Here is a 20109-nt window from a genome sequence, read left to right as displayed (position 1 = left end):
AACTCACGCTTTTTCTCCGATGATCCTTACCTCGGGATGCAGATGCACCCCGGTCTGTGCCGCAACGGTCTCACGCACCTCTTCGATCAGAGTCTCGATATCCGCCGCGCTGGCATCGCCTATGTTCACGATGAAGTTGGCGTGCTTCTCCGACACCTGCGCGCCGCCGATGCGCCGGCCTTTCAGCCCGCACCCCTCGATCAGCTTCGCCGCATGGCCACCGGGCGGATTGCGGAACACCGAACCCGCATTCGGCAGTTGCAGCGGCTGACTGGCGCTGCGCTTCTCCAGCAATGCCTTGATCTCGCGCTGCGCGGCCTCGACATCCCCCTGACCGAACTTCAGCCAGGCGCCAACAAAGAACTCTTCTCCCGCCGTGCGCCGTGCCACATGGCGATAGCCGACCTCGTATTCCTGAGGCATACGCTCCAGCAGTTCGCCGTGCCGCGTCAGCACCTGCACGCGCGTCACCCGTTGCCAGGTCTCGCCGCCGTAACACCCCGCATTCATCGCCAGCATGCCTCCCAGCGTGCCGGGAATGCCGGCAAAGAACTCCGCGCCGCACAGCCGGTTGGCGGCGGCAAAGCGCGCCAGTTTCGCGCCCGGCACTCCGGCCTGCGCGTAGACCACCAGATCGCCCTCCATGCGCAACTCGCCCAGCGCGCCATGCATCAGCAACACCGTGCCGCGCAGGCCGCCGTCGCGCACCAGCAGGTTGCTGCCCAGCCCCACCGCGACCAGTGTTTCGTCTTCCGGAAACTGGCGCAGGAAAGCCTGCAGGTCGGCCAGGTCGGCCGGCTGGTAGACGCATTGCGCCCTGCCGCCCGCACGCCAGCTGGTGTGCTTGCGCATCTCGACATCGAAGCGCAATTCGCCCCTCAATCCCGTTGCGCTGAATCGTGTCGGTTCGCTCATGTTCATGACTTCGCCAATTGCCTGATCGCGCCCGGCACGCCGCCGATCGAGCCCGCGCCCATCGTGACCACCACGTCGCCGTCGCGCGCCATCTGCATGACCGCCTGCGGCATCTCCGATATCTGTTCGACGAACACCTCTTCGTTCTGGCCGGCCACACGCAACGCATGCATCAGCGCGCGCCCGTCCGCCGCGACGATGGGCGGTTCGCCGGCGGCATACACTTCCGCCAGCACCAGCGCATCGACGCTGCACAACACTTTCACGAAATCCTCGAACAGGTCGCGGGTCCGCGTGTAGCGGTGCGGCTGGAACGCCAGCACCAGGCGACGGCCGGGGAACGCGCCGCGCACCGCCGCCAGCGTCGCGGCCATCTCCACCGGGTGATGGCCGTAATCGTCGATCAGCGTGAACTGCCCGCCGTCCGGAAATTCGATCTCGCCGTAGCGCTGGAAGCGCCTGCCGACCCCCTGGAATTCTGCCAGCGCGGCGACGATGGCCTCTTCCGTTACGCCGACTTCCAGACCGATGGCGATCGCGGCCAGTGCGTTGAGCACGTTATGCATCCCCGCCAGGTTGAGCGTGACGTCCAGGTCTTTCGGCGTGCCGTTCTGGCGGCACTGCGCGGTGAAGCGCATCTGCCCGCCCTGATGGCGCACGTTTACGGCGCGGATCTGCGCGCCCTCGCTCAGCCCATAGGTGGTCACCGGCTTGCTGATGCGCGGCAGGATCTCGCGCACGTTGGCATCGTCCACGCACACCATCGCCATGCCGTAGAACGGCAGGTGCTCGACGAAATCCACGAACGCCTGCTTGAGCCTGCCGAAGTCGTGGCCGTAGGTTTCCATGTGGTCGGCGTCGATATTGGTAATCACCGCCAGGATCGGCTGCAGATACAGGAACGAGGCATCCGACTCGTCCGCTTCCACGACGATGAACTCGCCGGTGCCGAGCTTGGCATTGGTGTCGCTGCTGTTCAGCTTGCCGCCGATCACGAAGGTCGGGTCGTAGCCGCCGCGCGCCAGCACACTGGCCGCCAGCGACGTAGTGGTGGTCTTGCCGTGCGTACCCGCCACCGCGATCCCCTGGCGCAAACGCATCAACTCGGCCAGCATCATCGCGCGCGGCACTACCGGGATATGCCGCTCACGCGCCGCCAGCACTTCCGGATTGTCCTGGCTGACCGCGGTGGAGACCACCACCGCATCGGCGTTTTCCAGGTGTTGTGCAGCATGGCCGGTATATACCGTCGCGCCGAGTTGTTTGAGGCGTTGCGTGGTGACGCTCTCGGCAAGGTCGGAACCGCTCACCCGGAATCCCAGGTTGAGCAGCACTTCCGCGATGCCGTTCATGCCGGAACCGCCGATACCGACAAAATGGATGTTCTTGACTTTATGTTTCATTCTGAAAACTCCACTTGCACCACGAAGGGCACGAAACGCGCGAAGAAAAACAGGGAGGCTGTATCAAACAAACGTCTCTTTTGCGGGTGCAAACTTCCCGAAAGCTCTTCGCGGCCTTCGTGTTCTTCGTGGTAAAAAATCCGTTTTTATCGTTCATGATTCCGCCAGTTCTGCGCATGCCTGCGCCACCTGTTGCACCGCATCCGTTCTGGCCAGCCCGCGCGCCTGCCGTGCCATCGCCAGCAATCTTTCGCGGCTCCGCCCGCCATCCGTCAGCTCGATCAGCAGTTGCGCCAGACTGTCCGCGCTCAACCGGTCCTGCGGCAACAGGGTCGCCGCCCCCCGCTCACTCAGGAAACGCGCGTTATGCGTCTGGTGGTCGTCCACCGCGAACGGGAACGGGACCAGGATGCTGGCCACGCCTGCCGCAGCCAGTTCGGCAATGGTCAGCGCGCCGGCGCGGCACACGACCACATCGGCGTCCGCATAGCAGCCAGCCATATCGTCGAGGAATGGGCGGATGTCCGCCTCCACTCCGGCCTGCCGGTACAGCTCCCGCACCGCTGCAAAATGCTGCTTGCCGGTCTGGTGCAGCACATGGGGGCGCTCCGCTTCCGGCAACCGTGCCAGCGCCTGCGGCAGCGCCTCGTTGAGCGCCTTCGCGCCAAGGCTGCCGCCGACCACCAGCAGATTCAGTCTGCCGCTGCGCGCGGCATAGCGTTGCTCCGGGCCGGGCAGGGTCGCGATGCTGTCGCGCACCGGATTGCCGCACCAGACGGCCTTCGGCAGCACATCCGGAAAACCGCTCAGCACCTTTTGCGCAATGCGCGCCAGCGCCCTGTTGCTCAGACCGGCGATGGAGTTCTGTTCGTGGATGATCAGCGGCCGGCGCAACAGTGCGGTCATGACACCGCCGGGGAAGGTGATATATCCGCCCATGCCCAGCACCACGTCGGGGCGATGGCGGAACAGCGCGGCCATGCTCTGCCCCATTGCCCGCAACAGTGCGAACGGCAGCAGCAGCTTGCGCAACAACCCCTTGCCGCGCAGGCCGGAGAAATTCACCCACGCGACCGGATAACCGTGCTTGGGTACCAGCTCTGCTTCCATGCTGTCCGGCGCGCCCAGCCACACCACGTTCCAGCCCTTTTCGCGCAAGGCATCGGCGACAGCCAGCCCGGGATAGATATGACCGCCGGTGCCGCCTGCCATGATCAGGATGGAGCGCGTCATATCGGCATCCCCCTTGCGATCCGTCTGCTTTCCCAGTCGATGCGCAGCAACACCGCAGCGGCGATGCAGTTCACCACCACGCCGCTGCCGCCGAAGCTGAGGAACGGCAGGGTCAATCCCTTGGTCGGCAGCACGCCCATGTTCACCCCGATGTTGATCATCGCCTGTACCCCCAGCCACACGCCGATTCCCTGCGCGACCAGCGCCGGAAAATTGCGCTCGAGGAAGGCGGCATGCCGGCCGATCTGGAAGGCGCGCACCACCAGCAGAGCGAACAGCAGGATCACCGCCGCCACGCCGGCCAGCCCCAATTCCTCGGCGATCACCGCCATCAGGAAATCGGTGTGCGCTTCCGGCAGGTAGAACAGTTTCTCCACGCTGCCCCCCAGCCCCACGCCGAACCATTCGCCGCGCCCGAAGGCGATCAGCGCGTGGCTCAGTTGATACCCTTTGCCATAGGGGTCGGCCCACGGATCCATGAAACCGACGACGCGCTGCAGGCGATAAGGCGACGACAGGATCATCGCGCCGAATGCCAGCGGCAAGGCCACCAGCAGCAGCCCGAACACCTTGATATTGAAACCGCCCAGCCACAGCGTGCCGAAAGCGATGGCCAGGATCACTACCAGCGCGCCCATGTCCGGTTCCTGCAGCAACAGGAATCCGATCAGCGCCATCACCACCAGCATCGGCCAGAACGCCTTGTACAGATGATCCTTGAGCGCGCCCTTGCGCACCGTGTAGTCGGCGGCATACAGCACGGCGAACAGTTTCATCAGCTCGGAAGGCTGCAGGTTGATGACGAACAGCGAAAGCCAGCGCCGGCTGCCGTTCACTTCACGGCCGATGCCCGGCACCAGCACCAGTACCAGCAATAGCGCCCCGACCATGAACAGGTAGGGCGCGTAGTTCTGCCAGAGCTGCACCGGCACCTGGAACGCGAACAGGCCGGCTGTCAGCCCCACCGCGACAAACATGCCGTGCCGCAACAGGTAATAGGTCGGCTGGTAACCGGCGAACCGGCTGCCTTCCGCCGTGGCGATGGACGCGGAATACACCATCACCAGACCGAGCGCCAGCAGGCCGGCCAGTACCCAGATCAGCAATTCGTCGAATTGCGCCTGCGGCGGGCGGGTTCGTGTCCTGACTAGCGAGACCATGCTTCCTCCCCGGCCAGTTCGCGCACTGCCTGTACGAATGCCTCGGCGCGGTGCACATAGTTTCGGAACATGTCGAAGCTCGCGCAGGCGGGCGACATCAGTACCGCGTCGCCACGCTCGGCCAGCACGGCCGCCTGACGCACCGCGTCATTCATGCCGCGCGCAAAGATCATCTGCACGCCGCTGTCTTGCAAGGCGTCGGCGATCAGTGGCGCATCGCGCCCGATCAGCACGATTGCGCGCGCATGTCCCGATACTGCCTGCTTCAGCGGCGAGAAATCCTGCCCCTTGCCGTCGCCGCCCAGAATCACCACGGCACGCCGGCCCAAACCGCGCAATGCGGCTTCGGTCGCACCGACGTTGGTCCCCTTGGAATCGTCGTAGTAGGCGACCCCTTCCACTTCCGCCACTTTCTCGACGCGGTGCGGCAACCCCTTGAATGTTCTCAACGTAGCGACCAACGGTGCCAGCGGCAGACCGAGCGAGCGGCAGAGCGCCAGTGCCGCGAGCGCGTTCGCCACGTTATGCAATCCCGCCACCTGCAGTTCGTCGGCACGCATCACTTTCCGCTCACCCTGCATCAGCCAGGTAAACGCTCCCTCGCGCGCGATACCCCAGTCGCTCCCGCGCGACGGCGGGGTCAGCCCGAAACTGACCTGTGCGCGTTCCGCGACCTGCATCGCCCTGCTGCGCGCATCGTCCCGGTTCAGCACCTGCACGCCCCCCCCCTGGAAGATGCGCGCCTTGGCAGCCGCATACGCATCCATGCTGCCGCCGTAGCGGTCGAGATGGTCTTCGCTGACGTTGAGCACCGTTGCCACATCCGCACCCAGGGTACGGGTCGTCTCGAGCTGGAAACTGGACAACTCCAGCACCCATACCTGCGGTTGCTGCTTGCGCGCGCGCAACGCATCCAGCACCGCCGGCGAAATGTTCCCCGCGACCTGCGTATCCAGCCCGGCCGCCTTGCACATCGCGCCAACCATGCTGGTCACCGTGGTCTTGCCGTTTGCGCCGGTGATGGCGATGACCTTCGTATTGCGGCGGTAATCATTGGTCGCCAGCAGTTGAGCCAGTAGTTCAATGTCGCCCTCGACCGGGATGCCGCGCGCGATGGCACGTTGCACGAACGGGTCGGCCAGCGGCACCCCCGGGCTGATGGCGATGCGGTCGGTGCCTTGCAGCAAGGCGTCATCGAACGCCCCGCAGTGCAGTTCGGCCTGAGGCAATTCACTGCGCAGTGTCGACGCGCCCGGCGGGTCGCTGCGACTGTCGGCGACGCGCAATCTTGCGCCCTGCGCGTGCAGATAGCGGACGAGCGACAACCCGGTCTCACCGAGACCGAGTACCAGCACTGTTTTGTCAGCCCATCCTTTCAATGCATCTCCTTTTTGGGGAGTAGAGAGTGGGAAAATCCACTCGCCACTCACCACTTCCCACTACCTCAATTTCAGGGTCGCCAACCCGATCAACACCAGCAACATCGTGATGATCCAGAAGCGCACTACCACTTGCGTTTCCTTCCAGCCTTTCAATTCGTAGTGATGGTGCAGCGGCGCCATGCGGAACACGCGCTTGCCGGTCAGCTTGAACGAAGTCACCTGGATCATCACCGACACCGCCTCCATCACGAACACGCCGCCCATGATGAACAGCACCAGCTCCTGGCGCACGATCACCGCCACCACGCCGAGCGCCGCGCCGAGCGCCAGTGCGCCGACATCGCCCATGAACACCTCGGCGGGATAGGCGTTGAACCACAGGAACGCCAGTCCCGCGCCGGCGATCGCGCCGCAGAACACCGCCAGTTCGCCCGCGCCGGGGATATAGGGAATGCCGAGATATTTCGAGAACACCGCGTTGCCCGCCACATAGGCGAAGATCGCCAGCGCGCTGCTGACCATCACCGTCGGCAGGATCGCCAGACCGTCCAGACCGTCGGTCAGGTTCACCGCATTGCTCGAACCGACGATGACCAGATAGGTCAGCACAATGAACGCAAAGGCCGAAAGCGGGAACACCAGCAGTTTCAGGAACGGCACGATCAGCTCGGTCTGCGCCGGCAGGGTGGCGGTCTGCCACAGGTAGACGCCGACCGCCAGCGCGATGAGAGACTGCCAGAACATCTTGGCCCTGGCCGACAGGCCCTTGGGGTTGCGATAGACCACCTTGCGGTAATCGTCCACCCAGCCGATCACGCCGAAACCGAGTGTGGTGAGCAGCACCACCCACACATAGGGATTTCGCAGGTCGCCCCACAACAACGTGGTGACGGCAACGGAGATCAGGATCAGCGCGCCGCCCATGGTCGGCGTGCCGGCTTTCACCAGATGCGTCTGCGGCCCGTCATTGCGCACCGACTGGCCGATCTTGTACGCGGCCAGCTTGCGGATCATCGTCGGCCCCACCAGGAACGAGATGCACAATGCGGTCATCGCGGCCATCACGCTGCGCAGCGTGATGTAGTTGAACACGCTGAAGAACCTGATATCTTCGGACAGCCATTGGGCGAGAGCTAAGAGCATTCTTTATTCCTTTGGTAAACGGTGAGTGGCGAGTGGTGCGCGGGATGCGGTTTTCCCGCTCTCCGCTTCCCGCTCGCCACTCTCCAGATATGCCACGACACGCTCCATCCTCATGAAGCGCGATCCCTTCACCAGCACGGTGGCATTCGCATCCAGCTCCGTCTCCAATGCTTTCTGCAAATCTTCGACGCATCCGAAGTGCCGCGCGCCGTCACCGAACTCGCGCACTGCGCCGGCACTCAGTTCTCCCAGCGCGTACAGCCTGTCGATACCAGCCTGCCGCGCCAACGTCCCGATCTCGGCATGGAACGCCGCGGCGCGGTCGCCCAGTTCGCCCATGTCGCCCAGCACCAGCACGCGTCGGCCCTTGTTTTGCGCCAGCACGCCGATCGCCGCACGCAGCGAAGCCGGATTGGCGTTGTAGGTATCGTCGATCAACACCGCATCGTTGCGCGCCTGCTTGCGCTGCAAACGGCCGGCGACGCCGCCGAATCTCTCCAGTCCGGCAGCGATGGCCTCCAGCGGGATGTTCAATGCGATCGCAGCAGCGGTTGCCGCCAGCGCATTACGCGCGTTGTGCTCGCCGGGCACGCGAAGGTTCACGCTGAAATCTCCCGCAGGGGTCTGTGCGTCGAGGCGCAACCCGTCCACCTGCGGTGACCACTGCCCGCCCACATCGGGCTGGCCTGCCAGACCGAATTCGAGCAGTTCGTGCGTGCCGGCCAGCGAACGCCACATCGGCGCATGAGGGTCGTCCGCGTTGATGACCGCCGTGCCGTGGTCGCCCAGCCCGGTAAAAATCTCGCCCTTCGCATGCGCCACAGCTTCCACCGTACCCAGTCCTTCCAGGTGCGCGCCGGCGGCGTTGTTGACCAGCGCGACATCGGGGGCAGCGATGCGGGTCAGGTAATCGATCTCGCCGGAATGGTTCATGCCCATCTCGATCACGGCGTAACGATGCTGCGCACCGAGTTGCAACAGGGTGAGCGGCATGCCGATATCGTTGTTGAGATTGCCACGAGTCGCCAGCACCGCCTCTTCTGCGCCTGCGGCGACGCGCAGGATGCCGGCGAGCATCTCCTTGACCGTGGTCTTGCCGTTGCTGCCGGTGATCGCCACCAGAGGAACGGGAAATTGTTTGCGCCAATGCGCGGCCAACTTTCCCAGCGCGAGGCGGGTATCTTTTACCACCAACAGCGGAATGGTCACGCGCGCGTCGTGTGCGCTGTATCCTTCGACCAGCGCCGCCACTGCCCCGCTCTGTGCTGCCTGGGCGACGAATTCGCCACCGTCGAAATTCTCGCCGCGCAGGGCGACGAACAGGTCGCCCGGTTGCAGCTTGCGAGTATCGCTGGAAACGGCGTTGAAACGCACATCCTCCCCGACCAGTCGGGCGTCGAGTGCTTGCGCGGCCTGCGAGAGCAGCATCATGCCGGCGCCCTCCATGCCTGCAGCGCCTGTCCGGCGACCGTGACATCACTGAACAGGTGTCTTACCCCGCCGATTTCCTGGTAGTCCTCGTGCCCCTTGCCCGCCACCAGCACGGTGTCGCACTGCCGCGCCTGCCCGATGGCGCGCGCGATGGCGGCGTCACGCTCGACGACGACCTCATGGCCGGATGCCGTCATGCCGGCCAGCACTTCCTCGATGATCTTGCGCGGTTCCTCGCTGCGCGGGTTGTCGCTGGTCACGATGCAATGGTCAGAAAACCTCTCGGCGACCAGCCCCATCATCGGGCGCTTACCGCGGTCGCGGTCGCCACCGCAACCGAACACGCAGATCAATCTTCCGCCCGCCGCCGCGCTGACCTCGCGCAATGCCAGCAACACCTTTTCCAGCGCGTCCGGCGTGTGCGCGTAATCCACGATCACCGTCGGCTGCCGCATATCGCCGAGGCGCTGCATGCGCCCGGCGACTGCCTGCACCCGGCCCAGCGAACGCACCGCATCGTCCAGCGCGACATCGCCGACCAGCAGCACCGCCAGCGCGCCCAGCAGGTTCGCCGCGTTGAATCGTCCGACCAGCACGCTATCCAGCCGCGTGCCGCCCCAGCTCGAATGGACATCCAGCTTCAATCCACTGCCGTTCATCTTCAGCAGGCTGCCGTACACCATGCGGATGCCCAGCCGCTCCCCCATCTGCAATGCATCGTCCGTCAATCCGTAGCCGACGACTTCCGGGATTGAAGATTGCGTTTCACGTTCGCCTCCTCTCCCGCCTGCGGGAGAGGATTGAGGAGAGGGCTTAGGGAGAGAGTTGGCAAGAGGGGAAGGCGATACGCCACCCAGAACCAATTCCTCGGCCAGTCCCGCGCCATAAGGGTCGTCCAGGTTGAGTACCGCGAATTTCAGGTGTTCCCAGTCGAACAGCTTGCGCTTGCTTGCCGCATAGCTTTCCATGTCACCGTGATAATCGAGATGGTCGCGGCTCAGGTTGGTCAACAACGCCACGTCGAAGCGCACGCCGTTCACGCGCCCCTGCGCCAGCGCATGCGAGGAAACCTCCATCGCCACGGCGCGCGCGCCGTTATGCCGGTAATCGGACAGCAGCCCGTGCACGCGGATCGCATCCGGCGTGGTATTGGCACTGGCCTGCAGCATGCCCACGAACCCGTTGCCCAACGTACCGATCAGTGCGCAGTTTCTGCCGGCCTCGTTCAGGGCCTGCGCGATCCAGTGGCTGCACGAGGTCTTGCCGTTGGTGCCGGTGATACCCGCCAGCCACAACTTGTCCGAAGGCTGGCCGTATACCGCATCCGCCAGCCAGCCAGCCTTGTGGCGCAGATCCGGCACGGCCAGATTGGGGATCTGCCAGGCGTCGTTCCAGGCAAAATGCTGCGCCTCCCAGACCACCGCGTTCGCGCCCCGCTCGATCGCCTGCGCAATGAACTGCCGGCCGTCGGCCTTTTCGCCGGGGTAGGCGACGAAGGTATCGCCGCGCTGCACCGCACGGCTGTCGGTCACCAACCGCGTGATCGGCACTCCCAGATTTTTCAGTAGCTCAAGGGAGAAACTCATACCTCCTCCCGGACGATGTCAGTCGACGGCGCAATCACGTTATCCAGCGGCGCATCGTTCGGCACACTGAGCGCATGCAGCGTCTCGCCGACCACCCTGCTGAACACCGGCGCGGCGACCTGCCCGCCGTAATATTGGTCATTGCCCGGCTCGTCTATCATCACCGCCACCACCAGCCGCGGATCGGAGGCCGGCGCTAGCCCGACGAACGAGGCGACATAGCGATTGACGTACCGGCCGTTCTCCAGCTTGTGCGCGGTGCCGGTCTTGCCCGCCACGCGATAGCCCGCCACCTGCGCCAGCGGGGCCGTTCCGCCCGGCTGCACCACCAGTTCCATCATGTCACGCAGGGCGCGTGCGGTACCGGCGGAAAACACCTTCCTTCCGGTCGCCGGCGCTTCCAGCCGGAGCAAAGAAACTGGCTTCAACTCCCCATCGTTGGCAAATACGGTGTAAGCGCGCGCCAACTGCAACAGGTTCACGGAGATGCCGTGGCCATAGGAGATGGTGGCCTGCTCGATGGGGCGCCAGGTCTTCGGGTCGCGCAACCTGCCCGGCGCCTCGCCGGGGAAATTGCTGCCGGTCTGCGCGCCGAAACCGCTGTCCGACAAGCTTTGCCACAACGCATCGGATTTCAGTTGCAGGGCCATCTTGGCCACGCCGATGTTGCTGGATTTCTGGATCACCTGCGCCACGGTCAGCACGGATTCGGGATGGGTGTCGTGGATCGTCCTGTTGCCCAGCGTCATCGTGCCGCGCTCGGTGTTGATGACGGTTTCCGGGCGTACCTTGCCGTTCTCGATGGCAGCCGCCACGGCGAACGGCTTCATGGTCGAACCCGGCTCGAACAGATCGGCAACGGCGCGGTTGCGCATCGCCCGGAGGTTGGTTTTGCCGCGATTGTTGGGGTTGTAGCCCGGATAATTGGCCAGCGCCAGCACTTCGCCGCTACGCGCATCCAACACCACCACCGCTCCGGCCTTGGCTCGATGCTGCCGGACGGCCTGCTCCAGTTCGCGATAAGCGAGGTGCTGTATCCTGCCATCCAGGCTCAGCGCGATATCGCTGCCCGGTTTGGGTGCGTGCAGGCTGCCCGCGTCCTCGACGATATGCCCGCGCCGATCCTTGATCACGCGCTGGCTGCCCGGCTTGCCGGCCAGTTGTTCCTGCAAGGCCAGTTCCAGCCCCTCCTGCCCGTTGTCGTCCAGGCCGGTAAACCCCAGAACCTGCGCCAGCTCCTCGCCTGCCGGGTAATAACGGCGGTATTCGCGCTGCAGGGAAACGCCGGGAAGATTCAGCCGCACCACTTGCTCGACCTGTTCGGGAGGCAGCTGCCGCTTGAGATAGACGAAATCGCGTGTAGTGTCGAACAGCCGGCCTCTTACCGCCTCGGCATCCATGCCGAGTATCCGCGCGAGTTGCCTTACCTGGCTGTTGTCGGCCTCGGTATCGGCAGGGCTGGCCCATACCGATTCCACCGGCGTGCTCACCGCCAGCGGCTCGCCGTTGCGGTCGGTGATCATGCCGCGGTGCGCGCTGACCTCGATCACCCGGCTATAACGCGCATCGCCTTTCTTCTGCAGAAACTCGTCGTGTATCCCCTGCAGGTATACGCCGCGCCCCAGCAGGCCGGAGAATCCCAGCAGCAGCAGCACGAACAGCGCGGTGGCGCGCCATCCGGGAAGCCTCACCGTGATGTCTGGATGTGCGCGAGTCGCGTAATTCATGGTTGTCCGTTTGTCTGGCCGTCAGGCTCTACCCGTATAAATCGAACTTGTCCGCTTTGCGGCAACTGCATGCGCAGTTGTCGTGCCGCGATCTTTTCCACGCGCGAAGGTGTGGCCCAGGTGCTCTGTTCCAACTGCAACTGTCCCCATTCAACCTCCATCTGTTCCGCGCGCTCCTTTTCCTTCTGTAACTCGATGAACAGCTTTCGCGCCTTGTGCTGTGAGGTCACCACGCTCAATGCGCAGACCACCACCACCGCCAGCAACAGTGCATTCAGCCCGGTGTCGCCGCTACGCCACATCGCTGCGCTCCGCTACGCGCATCACCGCGCTGCGGGCGCGAGGGTTGGCGCGCACTTCCGCCGCGCCCGCCCGCACTGCCTTGCCGACCAGCCGGCAACGTCCCTGCGGCAGCTCGCTGGCGCGGATCGGCACATTGCGCGGCAACTTGTCGCCCTCCGCCATGTCGCGCATGAAGTGCTTGACCATGCGGTCCTCCAGCGAATGGAAGCTGATCACCACCAGCCGTCCGCCCGGCTTCAGGTGCGTCACACATTCTGGCAGGACCCTTTCAAGCTCCTCGAGCTCGCCGTTGAGATAAATCCGTATAGCCTGAAAGGTGCGTGTCGCCGGGTTCTGCCCGGCTTCGCGGGTACGTACCGCTTTGCCAACCAGCTCGACGAGCTGCCGCGTGGTTTGGACAGGTTGAGTTGCGCGCGCAGCAACAACCGCTCTTGCAATCTGCTTAGCAAACCGTTCTTCGCCGTAATCACGTATCACCTCCGTTAGCAAGCCCTCATCCACCGTCGCCAGCCACTGCGCCGCGGTCATCCCGCTGCTGACATCCATGCGCATATCCAGCGGCGCATCGAAACGAAAACTGAAACCGCGCTCCGCCTCATCCAGTTGCGGCGACGAAACCCCCAGGTCAAGCAGGATGCCGTCCACTTTCTCCACCCCCGCCTCACGCAACACTTCCGCCAGATGCGCGAAACCGCGATGCACCATCCGGAAGCGCGCATCGCGCCACTGCTTTCCCACCGCCACTGCTGCCGGATCCTTGTCCAGCGCGACCAACCTGCCGCGCTCACCCAGACTTTCCAGTATCAAACGACTGTGTCCGCCGCGCCCGAACGTCCCGTCCACATAGATGCCGTCCGGCTTGATCGCGAGTGCGTTTCCAGCTTCATTCAACAGAACTGTCGTGTGGGCCAAGCCCTCACTCACAAGGAGAACCCTTCCAGCTCGGGCGGCAGCTCGCCGCCGATTTGCGACAAGCCCGCATCCTGCTGCGCCTGCCACCTGGCCTCATCCCACAACTCGAACTTGTTGCCCTGCCCGACCAGCATCACGTGCTTGTCCAGCGCGGCGTAGTTGCGCAAGGCGGGAGAGATCAGCACACGCCCGGCGCCATCCATCACGACGTTTTCCGCATAACCGATCAGCAGGCGTTGCAGGGCGCGGCTTTTTGGATTGAACGAAGAAAGCTTGTTCAGCTTGTCGTATATCGGCTGCCATTCCGGCTGCGGATAGACCAGCAGGCATCCGTCGGCATCGGCAGTCAGCACCAGCTGACCCGCGCAATGCGCGAGCAGCATGTCGCGATACCGCGCCGGTATCGCGAGCCTGCCCTTGCTATCCAGATTGAGTTGCGCCGCCCCTTGGAACATTCCCCTAACCCCCACTTTTACCCACTTTTACCCACTTAAGCCCACTATATTGAAAAAAAACCAGCAGGTCAAGCGGAAAAACGGGATTTTTCTTTACAGTACAAAGAGTTAGCGCGGGAAGTTAAGGAAAAATAAATATACTTAAAAAATAATGAATTGCGCAAATAAGCTAAAGTCGTTTGTGATGAGCGACATAGATATTCTGGCCACTTGCCCTTGTTTTTGGCTAGTAGATAAGGGGCCGGGGTCGATTTCTTATGGGCAGCCGGGTTGGGTTGCGTCCGCATGGCAGTCGCGAGGCAGAAACATCAAACGCTGTGCCGCCTGGACAGATGGGTTTGGATTTACAGAAGGGGAATAGTGATGTGAGAAGAAAAGAAATCGCTACCTTTGGTAGGTTTCCCGTTGCGAAAGAAGTGAAGCTGGCCGGTAAGCCGGGTTCTGTCGTGGACAGTCATTCCTCTAGGCGTTTCGTTACCTGACGCTCAAGCGACCTACCCGCTGACGACGCGAGCAACGTCATGGTCAGCCTATTTGGTCTTGCTCCGGATGGGGTTTACCCTGCCGCTGATGTTGCCACCAGCGCGGTGAGCTCTTACCTCGCCATTTCAACCTTGCCGTTTCCCGAAGGAACTTGGGCGGTGTATTTTCTGTGGCACTTTCCATCGCCTCACGGCGTCCGGCTGTTAGCCGGCATCCTGCTCTGCGGAGCCCGGACTTTCCTCTGCATAAAGCAACTATGCAGCGACTGTCTAGCCAGCTTCGGGGCGGAGTCTATCACGGGAGCCCGCACAAAACCGGATGTGCGGGCTGCGTGTTGACACTCCCGCCGATTTCGCCAACACTCCGTTGCCCATGCCGACACCACGTTCCCAATGAAAGAGTTGTTCATCACCGAGACGCGCGCGCGCCTGCGCACCTGGCTGGCGCTCGGCTACACGCTGTTCATCGCCTACGTCAGCCTGTCGCCCTTCACCGGCTGGCGCGAGCAGGGGATGGACTTTGTCGCGGTGCTCGGCGCACCGTTGCATTTGACCTATACGGCGTTCGATGCAGTCGTCAATCTGTTGTCCTATCTTCCGTTCGGCCTGCTGGTCGGCCTGACGTTGCGCGCGCGCTTTTCACCAATGGCCAGCGTGATCCTCGGCGTGTGCCTGGGCGTGCTGCTGTCGGCCGGCATGGAATACCTGCAGATGTTCCTGCCTGCCCGCATCAGCTCGAACACGGATCTGCTGAGCAACAGCATGGGGGCGCTGGCTGGCGCGCTGCTGGCGGTTGGCATCACTTCGCGGCCCCGGCTCCTTGCGCACCTGACGCGCTGGCGCAGCGACCTGTTCCATCACGGCACGGAAATGGATTTCGGGCTGGCGTTGCTGGCCCTGTGGATGTTCGGCCAAGTGAATCCGTCACTGCCGATGCTGGGCAACGTGTTCATCAGCGAGGTGGCGCGCCAGCCGTTCAGCATGCCGCTGCCCGCACCGTTTGACTGGTGGGAAAGCCTTGCCGTGTCGCTGAACCTGCTGATGCTGGGCACGCTGATGCTGACCCTGTTGCGCTCGCAACGCAGGGTCTTTACCGCGCTGCCGGCGGTGCTGTGCCTGGTGGCACTGGCGAAATTCGTCACGGCAGCCTTGCTGCTGAAGTCATGGGCATTGCTGCTGTGGATCAACAGCGAAGCGGTATTCGGCATGCTGGCCGGGTTGCTGTTGTTGCTCGCGCTGTTGTGGCTGCCGCGCACCGCGGCGATCACCGTCGGCGCGGTGATCGCGCTGGGATATCTCGTCATCGTGAACTTCGTGTTCGACAGCAATTCCCCGGCGGCGGCGGCGTCCGTCTACCACTGGCATTACGGCCACCTGCTCAACTACAACGGGCTGGCGCAGACCATCATGCTGGCCTTCCCGGTGTTGCTGCTGTGGCATCTGTGGCGCGTCCGCAAAATATAGGGACTGCACGCGTTGCACGGCCCCGGTCTCGCCGACTGCCGCAAGGGCTCCTATAATTCCTTCATTCTCGATCACCGGAGCAGGTCATGAGTTTTTTCGACAAGCATGTTTTTTTCTGTACCAACCAGCGCGAGGACGGCAGCGATTGCTGCAACCGCTATGGCGCGCAGAAGGCGCGCGACTACGTCAAGGACAAGGTCAAGGCGCTCGGCATCTCCGACCGCAGCAACAGGATACGCATCAACTCCGCCGGCTGCCTTGACCGGTGCGACGACGGCCCGGTGATCGTGATCTATCCGGAAGGCACCTGGTATACCTATGTGGACGAGAGCGACCTCGACCAGATCATCGAGGATCACCTGAAGAACGGCCGCATCGTCGAACGGTTGAAGATCTGATGCCCTCCCAGAAAAAAACCATTCTTGCCGGGCCGGTCGGCCAGATCGAAGGGATGCTGCACCTGCCCGACGAGGCGCCGCACGCGATCGCGGTGGTCGCCCATCCGCTGCCGACGATGGGCGGGACGATGGACAACAAGGTGGTCACCACCCTTGCCAGGACTTTTGTGGAGTCGGGCTTTGCCGTGCTGCGTTTCAATTTTCGCGGCGTGGGCGAAAGCTCGGGCAGCTACGATCACGGCAACGGCGAGTCGCTGGACGCGGCGGCCGCCGCCGAGTTCATGCGGATCGAATTCCCGGGACTGCCCCTGCTCTGCGCGGGATTCTCCTTCGGCGGTTATGTGCAGGCCCGCGCCGCCGAGTCCGTCCGCCCGCAACGGATGGTGCTGGTCGCGCCTGCCGTCGGGCGATTCGAGATGCCGCATGTACCGGACAACACCTTGCTGGTGCATGGCGACCTCGACGAGGTGGTGGGCCTGGATGCGATGTTGCACTGGGCGCGCCCGCAGCATCTGCCGGTCATGGTGCTGGCGGGTGCGGACCATTTCTTCCACGGGCGCCTGACCCAGCTCAAGAAGGTCGTATCACAACACTTGAAAGGAGCGGCGTGAACGCAGTACTGAACGCGCGCGGCCTGCGCAAGTGCTACGGCACGCATGCCGTAGTGGACGGGCTGAACCTGTCCATCCGGCGCGGCGAATGCTTCGGTCTGCTGGGGCCGAACGGCGCGGGCAAGACCACCACGCTGCGCCTGATGCTCGGCCTGATCGCGCCGGACGGCGGCGAACTCGCGCTGATGGGCCATGTCGTCCCGCAGGATGCGCGCGCCGCGCGACTGCGTGTCGGCGTGGTGCCACAGATGGACAATCTCGATCCGGATTTCACCGTGGCGGAAAACCTGCTGGTGTATGGCCGCTACTTCGGCATGAGCGACGCGGCCATCGAGGTGCGCCTGCCGGAACTCCTGGAATTCGCCAACCTGACGCAGAAGCGCGACGCCAGGGTGCCGACGCTGTCCGGCGGCATGAAACGCCGCCTGACGCTGGCGCGCGCGCTGGTGAACGACCCGGAAGTCATCTTCCTCGACGAGCCGACCACCGGGCTCGACCCGCAGGCACGCCACCTGATCTGGCAGCGCCTGCGCGAACTGACCGCGCGCGGCAAGACGCTGCTGCTCACCACGCACTTCATGGACGAGGCGGAACGGCTGTGCCACCGCCTCGCGGTGATGGACAACGGGCGCATCATCAGCGAAGGCACGCCGCGCGAACTGATCGAGCGCAACATCGAGCCGCAGGTGGTCGAGGTATTCGGGGAACAGGCAGCGGATTGGGCCCGCCATCACGCTCCCGCTCTGGCCCAGCGTTTCGAGATCAGCGGCGAATCGGCGTTCTGCTATGTCCGCGACGCGCAGCCGTTGCTGGCTGCCTTGCAGCAGCAGCCGCAATTGCGCTACCTGCACCGCCCGGCCAATCTCGAGGATGTGTTCCTGAAGCTGACCGGGCGGGAGATGCGCGAATGATTTCAAGGCACCAAAAAAACCATCCATCCACGAAAGACACGAAAATCACGAACCGCACGCCCCCTCTGTTGGGAGGAAATATTGTTTTTTCTGGCCTTATTGAAGAATGAAAATCTGAATCCGTGAAATCCATGCTAACCATTTCGTGCTTTTCGTGTCTTTCGTGGACAGGTTTTTTTGGCAAACCAAGATGAAACTCTCCTCTTTTGCCCTGCCGCGCCTGAGCATGCGATTCGTCCCGATCTGGCGGCGCAATTTCCTGGTATGGAAGAAGATGGCGGGACCCTCGATACTCGGGCATCTCGCCGACCCGGTGATCTACATGCTGGGGCTGGGCTACGGGCTGGGCGGGATGTTGCCCGAGGTCGGCGGCATGTCCTACCTCGCCTTCCTCTCCGCCGGGACGGTGTGCTACAGCACGATGAACAGCGCCAGCTTCGAGGCGCTGTATTCCGGCTTTGCGCGCATGCACGAGCAGCGCACCTGGGAAGCGATCCTCAACACGCCGATCACGCTGGACGACATCGTGCTCTCGGAGATCGTCTGGGCGGCGAGCAAGAGCCTGCTGTCCGGAGTGGCCGTGCTGCTGGTGATCTGGCTGCTGGGGCTGTCGCATACATTGCTGTCGCTGTGGATCATCCCGCTCGCGCTACTGGTCGGGCTGTGCTTCGCCGCGCTGGGACTGATCATGACTTCGCTGGCGCCGGGCTACGACTTTTTCATGTATTACTTCACGCTGGTCATCACGCCGATGGTGCTATTATGCGGCGTGTTTTTTCCGGTCGACCAGTTGCCGGCGGCGTTGCAGACGGTATCTTCCATGTTGCCGTTGACGCATGCCGTCGATCTTGCCCGGCCATTGCTGAACGACGCGGTCCCCGACCGCTTCCCGTTGCATATCGCCGTGCTGTCCGGCTACACCCTGGCGGGTTTCTACCTCTCGCTGGCGCTGTTCCGGAAACGGCTTTCTCAATAAGGACGAATCATGTATCTGTGGATCAAGGCATTTCATATCATCATGGTGGTGAGCTGGTTCGCCGGCCTGTTCTACCTGCCGCGCATCTTCGTGAACCATGCGATGGCGACCGAGCCCGCCGAAATCACCCGCCTGAAACTGATGGAAAGCAAGCTGTACCGTTTCGTCACACCGATCGGCGCGCTGGCGGTTATCAGCGGCCTGTGGCTGTGGCTTGGCTATCGGGAGATCTTCTCCGGCGGCTGGCTGCATGTTAAGACTACACTGGTGGCCGGCCTCATCGCCTACCATTTCTATTGCGGCCATCTGCTCAAGGTCTTCGCAGCCGACCGGAATACCCGCAGCCATGTCTGGTTCCGTTTCTTCAACGAAGTACCGGTACTGGTCCTCGCCGCAGTGGTGATCCTCGTCACCGTAAAGCCTTTCTGAAACCATGCCTGATTTTTTCGCCCCCTGCCCGCGCGGCCTTGAGAACATCCTGCGCGACGACCTCGCGGCCATGGGCGCGCAGGACGTGCGCGGCACCGACGGCGGCGTGGAGTTTTCCGGGGACTGGGCGCTGTGCTACCGCGCCAACCTGGAGAGCCGCATCGCCAGCCGCCTCCTGTGGCGGGTGAAGGACACGCGATACCGCAGCGAGCAGGACATCTACAAGGCGGTGTTCGATCTGCAATGGCAGCGCTGGTTCGACGTGACCCATACGATACGCGTCCACACCACCGCGATACGCTGTCCGCTGAAGAGTCTGGAATACATCACGCTGCTGGTCAAGGACGCGGTATGCGACCGCTTCCGCGCGCATTGCAACGAGCGCCCCAGCGTCGACACGCTGGAACCCGACATCCGCATCCACGTGTTCATCGAGGACAGCAGGCTGATGCTGTACCTCGATACTTCCGGCGACGCGCTGTTCAAGCGCGGCGTGCGCTCGCACACCAACATCGCGCCGATCCGCGAGAACCTTGCGGCAGGCATCCTGCGCCTGGCCGGATGGCGACCGGGCACGCCGCTGCTCGACCCGATGTGCGGCAGCGGCACCTTCCTGATCGAGGCCGCGCAGATGTCGCTGAATATCCAGCCCGGCATCGCGCGCGGTTTCGCATTCGAGAAGCTGAAGAATTTCGATGCCGCGCTATGGAACGGGATGCGCGAGCAGGCCATCACCGCACAGCTTCCGGCCGGACCGCTGGAGATATACGGCAGCGACCTGTACGGCGACGCGCTGAAGACCGCGTGGCGCAACCTGCACGAAGCGGGGCTGTCCGAATGCGTGCAGCTCAAGCAGGCCAACGTGCTGGAGATCTCGCCGCCCGCAGAACACGGGATATTGGTGGCGAACCTGCCCTATGGCGAGCGCATGGGCGAACTGGATGAACTGGCGGAACTGTACCCGAAGCTGGGCGATACGCTGAAAAAGAGATTCGGCGGCTGGACGGCTTACCTGTTCACCGCCGACAAGGCGATCCTGAAGCTGATGCGGCTGTCGCCGTCGAAACGCACGCCGCTGTTCAACGGCGCGATCGAATGCCGCTTGCTGGAATACCGGATCGTATCCGGCAGCAACCGGCGTCAGGGAACCTCTGATTAAGTCCCACGTGACCGCGCAGTCGGTTTGGC

19 protein-coding genes and 1 other RNA gene are annotated in these 20109 nt (G+C 63.4%); 7 read left to right on the top strand and 13 right to left on the bottom strand.

Features of this window, described 5'->3' with window-relative positions; all coding sequences use genetic code 11:
* Positions 1–3: 3 nt before the first annotated feature.
* The 13 genes from murB to rnpB all read right to left on the bottom strand — a co-directional run bounded on the left by murB (position 4) and on the right by rnpB (position 14414).
* Positions 4–921: a UDP-N-acetylmuramate dehydrogenase gene (gene murB / locus IPM27_08965; GenBank protein MBK9161680.1), complete on the bottom strand. Its 918-nt coding sequence runs from the start codon at positions 919–921 to the stop codon at positions 4–6.
* Positions 918–2318 (bottom strand): UDP-N-acetylmuramate--L-alanine ligase, encoded by a 1401-nt coding sequence (locus IPM27_08960; GenBank protein MBK9161679.1) that lies wholly within the window; start codon positions 2316–2318, stop codon positions 918–920. Before IPM27_08960 ends, murB begins: the two co-directional genes overlap by 4 nt.
* A gap of 153 nt (positions 2319–2471) precedes the next feature.
* Complete coding sequence (gene murG / locus IPM27_08955; GenBank protein ID MBK9161678.1) at positions 2472–3551, bottom strand: undecaprenyldiphospho-muramoylpentapeptide beta-N-acetylglucosaminyltransferase; 1080 nt, start codon at positions 3549–3551, stop codon at positions 2472–2474.
* Positions 3548–4711: a putative lipid II flippase FtsW gene (ftsW, locus tag IPM27_08950; protein MBK9161677.1), complete on the bottom strand. Its 1164-nt coding sequence runs from the start codon at positions 4709–4711 to the stop codon at positions 3548–3550. The genes murG and ftsW overlap by 4 nt, the downstream gene beginning before the upstream one ends.
* Positions 4699–6090: a UDP-N-acetylmuramoyl-L-alanine--D-glutamate ligase gene (locus IPM27_08945; protein ID MBK9161676.1), complete on the bottom strand. Its 1392-nt coding sequence runs from the start codon at positions 6088–6090 to the stop codon at positions 4699–4701. The genes ftsW and IPM27_08945 overlap by 13 nt, the downstream gene beginning before the upstream one ends.
* Before the next feature lie 60 nt (positions 6091–6150).
* Positions 6151–7236, bottom strand: coding sequence for a phospho-N-acetylmuramoyl-pentapeptide-transferase (locus tag IPM27_08940; GenBank protein ID MBK9161675.1), 1086 nt, complete (start codon positions 7234–7236; stop codon positions 6151–6153).
* Positions 7237–7239: 3 nt separating this feature from the next.
* Entirely contained in the window at positions 7240–8667 is a 1428-nt protein-coding gene (locus tag IPM27_08935; protein ID MBK9161674.1) for a UDP-N-acetylmuramoyl-tripeptide--D-alanyl-D-alanine ligase, read from the bottom strand.
* On the bottom strand, positions 8664–10253 hold the full coding sequence (locus IPM27_08930; GenBank protein ID MBK9161673.1) for a UDP-N-acetylmuramoyl-L-alanyl-D-glutamate--2,6-diaminopimelate ligase: 1590 nt from the start codon (positions 10251–10253) through the stop codon (positions 8664–8666). Before IPM27_08930 ends, IPM27_08935 begins: the two co-directional genes overlap by 4 nt.
* The gene (locus IPM27_08925; GenBank protein ID MBK9161672.1) at positions 10250–11980 is read right to left on the bottom strand and encodes a penicillin-binding protein 2; all 1731 of its coding nucleotides are present in this window, start codon (positions 11978–11980) and stop codon (positions 10250–10252) included. Before IPM27_08925 ends, IPM27_08930 begins: the two co-directional genes overlap by 4 nt.
* A complete protein-coding gene (gene ftsL, locus IPM27_08920) occupies positions 11977–12282 on the bottom strand; it encodes a cell division protein FtsL (protein ID MBK9161671.1) in 306 nt (101 codons plus the stop codon). Before ftsL ends, IPM27_08925 begins: the two co-directional genes overlap by 4 nt.
* A complete protein-coding gene (gene rsmH / locus IPM27_08915; GenBank protein MBK9161670.1) occupies positions 12272–13207 on the bottom strand; it encodes a 16S rRNA (cytosine(1402)-N(4))-methyltransferase RsmH in 936 nt (311 codons plus the stop codon). Before rsmH ends, ftsL begins: the two co-directional genes overlap by 11 nt.
* Positions 13204–13650: a division/cell wall cluster transcriptional repressor MraZ gene (gene mraZ / locus IPM27_08910; protein ID MBK9161669.1), complete on the bottom strand. Its 447-nt coding sequence runs from the start codon at positions 13648–13650 to the stop codon at positions 13204–13206. Before mraZ ends, rsmH begins: the two co-directional genes overlap by 4 nt.
* A gap of 414 nt (positions 13651–14064) precedes the next feature.
* An RNA gene (gene rnpB, locus IPM27_08905) (RNase P RNA component class A) lies at positions 14065–14414 on the bottom strand.
* 111 nt (positions 14415–14525) lie between these two features.
* Here rnpB and IPM27_08900 point away from each other — a divergent pair.
* The 7 genes from IPM27_08900 to IPM27_08870 all read left to right on the top strand — a co-directional run bounded on the left by IPM27_08900 (position 14526) and on the right by IPM27_08870 (position 20080).
* Positions 14526–15596 carry a VanZ family protein gene (locus IPM27_08900; protein ID MBK9161668.1) on the top strand — a complete coding sequence of 357 codons (1071 nt, stop codon included), beginning with the start codon at positions 14526–14528 and terminating at the stop codon, positions 15594–15596.
* A gap of 86 nt (positions 15597–15682) precedes the next feature.
* Complete coding sequence (locus IPM27_08895; GenBank protein ID MBK9161667.1) at positions 15683–15994, top strand: (2Fe-2S) ferredoxin domain-containing protein; 312 nt, start codon at positions 15683–15685, stop codon at positions 15992–15994.
* Positions 15994–16605: an alpha/beta hydrolase gene (locus IPM27_08890; GenBank protein MBK9161666.1), complete on the top strand. Its 612-nt coding sequence runs from the start codon at positions 15994–15996 to the stop codon at positions 16603–16605. The genes IPM27_08895 and IPM27_08890 overlap by 1 nt, the downstream gene beginning before the upstream one ends.
* Positions 16602–17516, top strand: a complete 915-nt coding sequence (locus tag IPM27_08885) for an ATP-binding cassette domain-containing protein (protein MBK9161665.1) — start codon at positions 16602–16604, stop codon at positions 17514–17516. The genes IPM27_08890 and IPM27_08885 overlap by 4 nt, the downstream gene beginning before the upstream one ends.
* Before the next feature lie 190 nt (positions 17517–17706).
* Entirely contained in the window at positions 17707–18492 is a 786-nt protein-coding gene (locus IPM27_08880; protein ID MBK9161664.1) for an ABC transporter permease, read from the top strand.
* A gap of 9 nt (positions 18493–18501) precedes the next feature.
* A complete protein-coding gene (gene hemJ, locus IPM27_08875; protein MBK9161663.1) occupies positions 18502–18921 on the top strand; it encodes a protoporphyrinogen oxidase HemJ in 420 nt (139 codons plus the stop codon).
* Positions 18922–18925: 4 nt separating this feature from the next.
* On the top strand, positions 18926–20080 hold the full coding sequence (locus IPM27_08870; protein ID MBK9161662.1) for a class I SAM-dependent RNA methyltransferase: 1155 nt from the start codon (positions 18926–18928) through the stop codon (positions 20078–20080).
* Positions 20081–20109: the final 29 nt, after the last annotated feature.

The sequence above is a fragment of the Nitrosomonadales bacterium genome (genome assembly GCA_016716325.1).
Lineage (GTDB): Bacteria > Pseudomonadota > Gammaproteobacteria > Burkholderiales > Gallionellaceae > Gallionella.
This window is presented reverse-complemented; position numbering and strand designations above follow the sequence as displayed.

Coding starts and splice junctions, on each gene's coding strand:
- murB (MBK9161680.1), bottom strand. CDS start 921: ATGAACATGAGCGAACCGACACGATTCAGCGCAACGGGATTGAGGGGC.
- IPM27_08960 (MBK9161679.1), bottom strand. CDS start 2,318: ATGAAACATAAAGTCAAGAACATCCATTTTGTCGGTATCGGCGGTTCC.
- murG (MBK9161678.1), bottom strand. CDS start 3,551: ATGACGCGCTCCATCCTGATCATGGCAGGCGGCACCGGCGGTCATATC.
- ftsW (MBK9161677.1), bottom strand. CDS start 4,711: ATGGTCTCGCTAGTCAGGACACGAACCCGCCCGCCGCAGGCGCAATTC.
- IPM27_08940 (MBK9161675.1), bottom strand. CDS start 7,236: ATGCTCTTAGCTCTCGCCCAATGGCTGTCCGAAGATATCAGGTTCTTC.
- IPM27_08935 (MBK9161674.1), bottom strand. CDS start 8,667: ATGATGCTGCTCTCGCAGGCCGCGCAAGCACTCGACGCCCGACTGGTC.
- IPM27_08930 (MBK9161673.1), bottom strand. CDS start 10,253: ATGAGTTTCTCCCTTGAGCTACTGAAAAATCTGGGAGTGCCGATCACG.
- IPM27_08925 (MBK9161672.1), bottom strand. CDS start 11,980: ATGAATTACGCGACTCGCGCACATCCAGACATCACGGTGAGGCTTCCC.
- ftsL (MBK9161671.1), bottom strand. CDS start 12,282: ATGTGGCGTAGCGGCGACACCGGGCTGAATGCACTGTTGCTGGCGGTG.
- mraZ (MBK9161669.1), bottom strand. CDS start 13,650: ATGTTCCAAGGGGCGGCGCAACTCAATCTGGATAGCAAGGGCAGGCTC.
- IPM27_08900 (MBK9161668.1), top strand. CDS start 14,526: ATGAAAGAGTTGTTCATCACCGAGACGCGCGCGCGCCTGCGCACCTGG.
- IPM27_08895 (MBK9161667.1), top strand. CDS start 15,683: ATGAGTTTTTTCGACAAGCATGTTTTTTTCTGTACCAACCAGCGCGAG.
- IPM27_08890 (MBK9161666.1), top strand. CDS start 15,994: ATGCCCTCCCAGAAAAAAACCATTCTTGCCGGGCCGGTCGGCCAGATC.
- IPM27_08880 (MBK9161664.1), top strand. CDS start 17,707: ATGAAACTCTCCTCTTTTGCCCTGCCGCGCCTGAGCATGCGATTCGTC.
- hemJ (MBK9161663.1), top strand. CDS start 18,502: ATGTATCTGTGGATCAAGGCATTTCATATCATCATGGTGGTGAGCTGG.
- IPM27_08870 (MBK9161662.1), top strand. CDS start 18,926: ATGCCTGATTTTTTCGCCCCCTGCCCGCGCGGCCTTGAGAACATCCTG.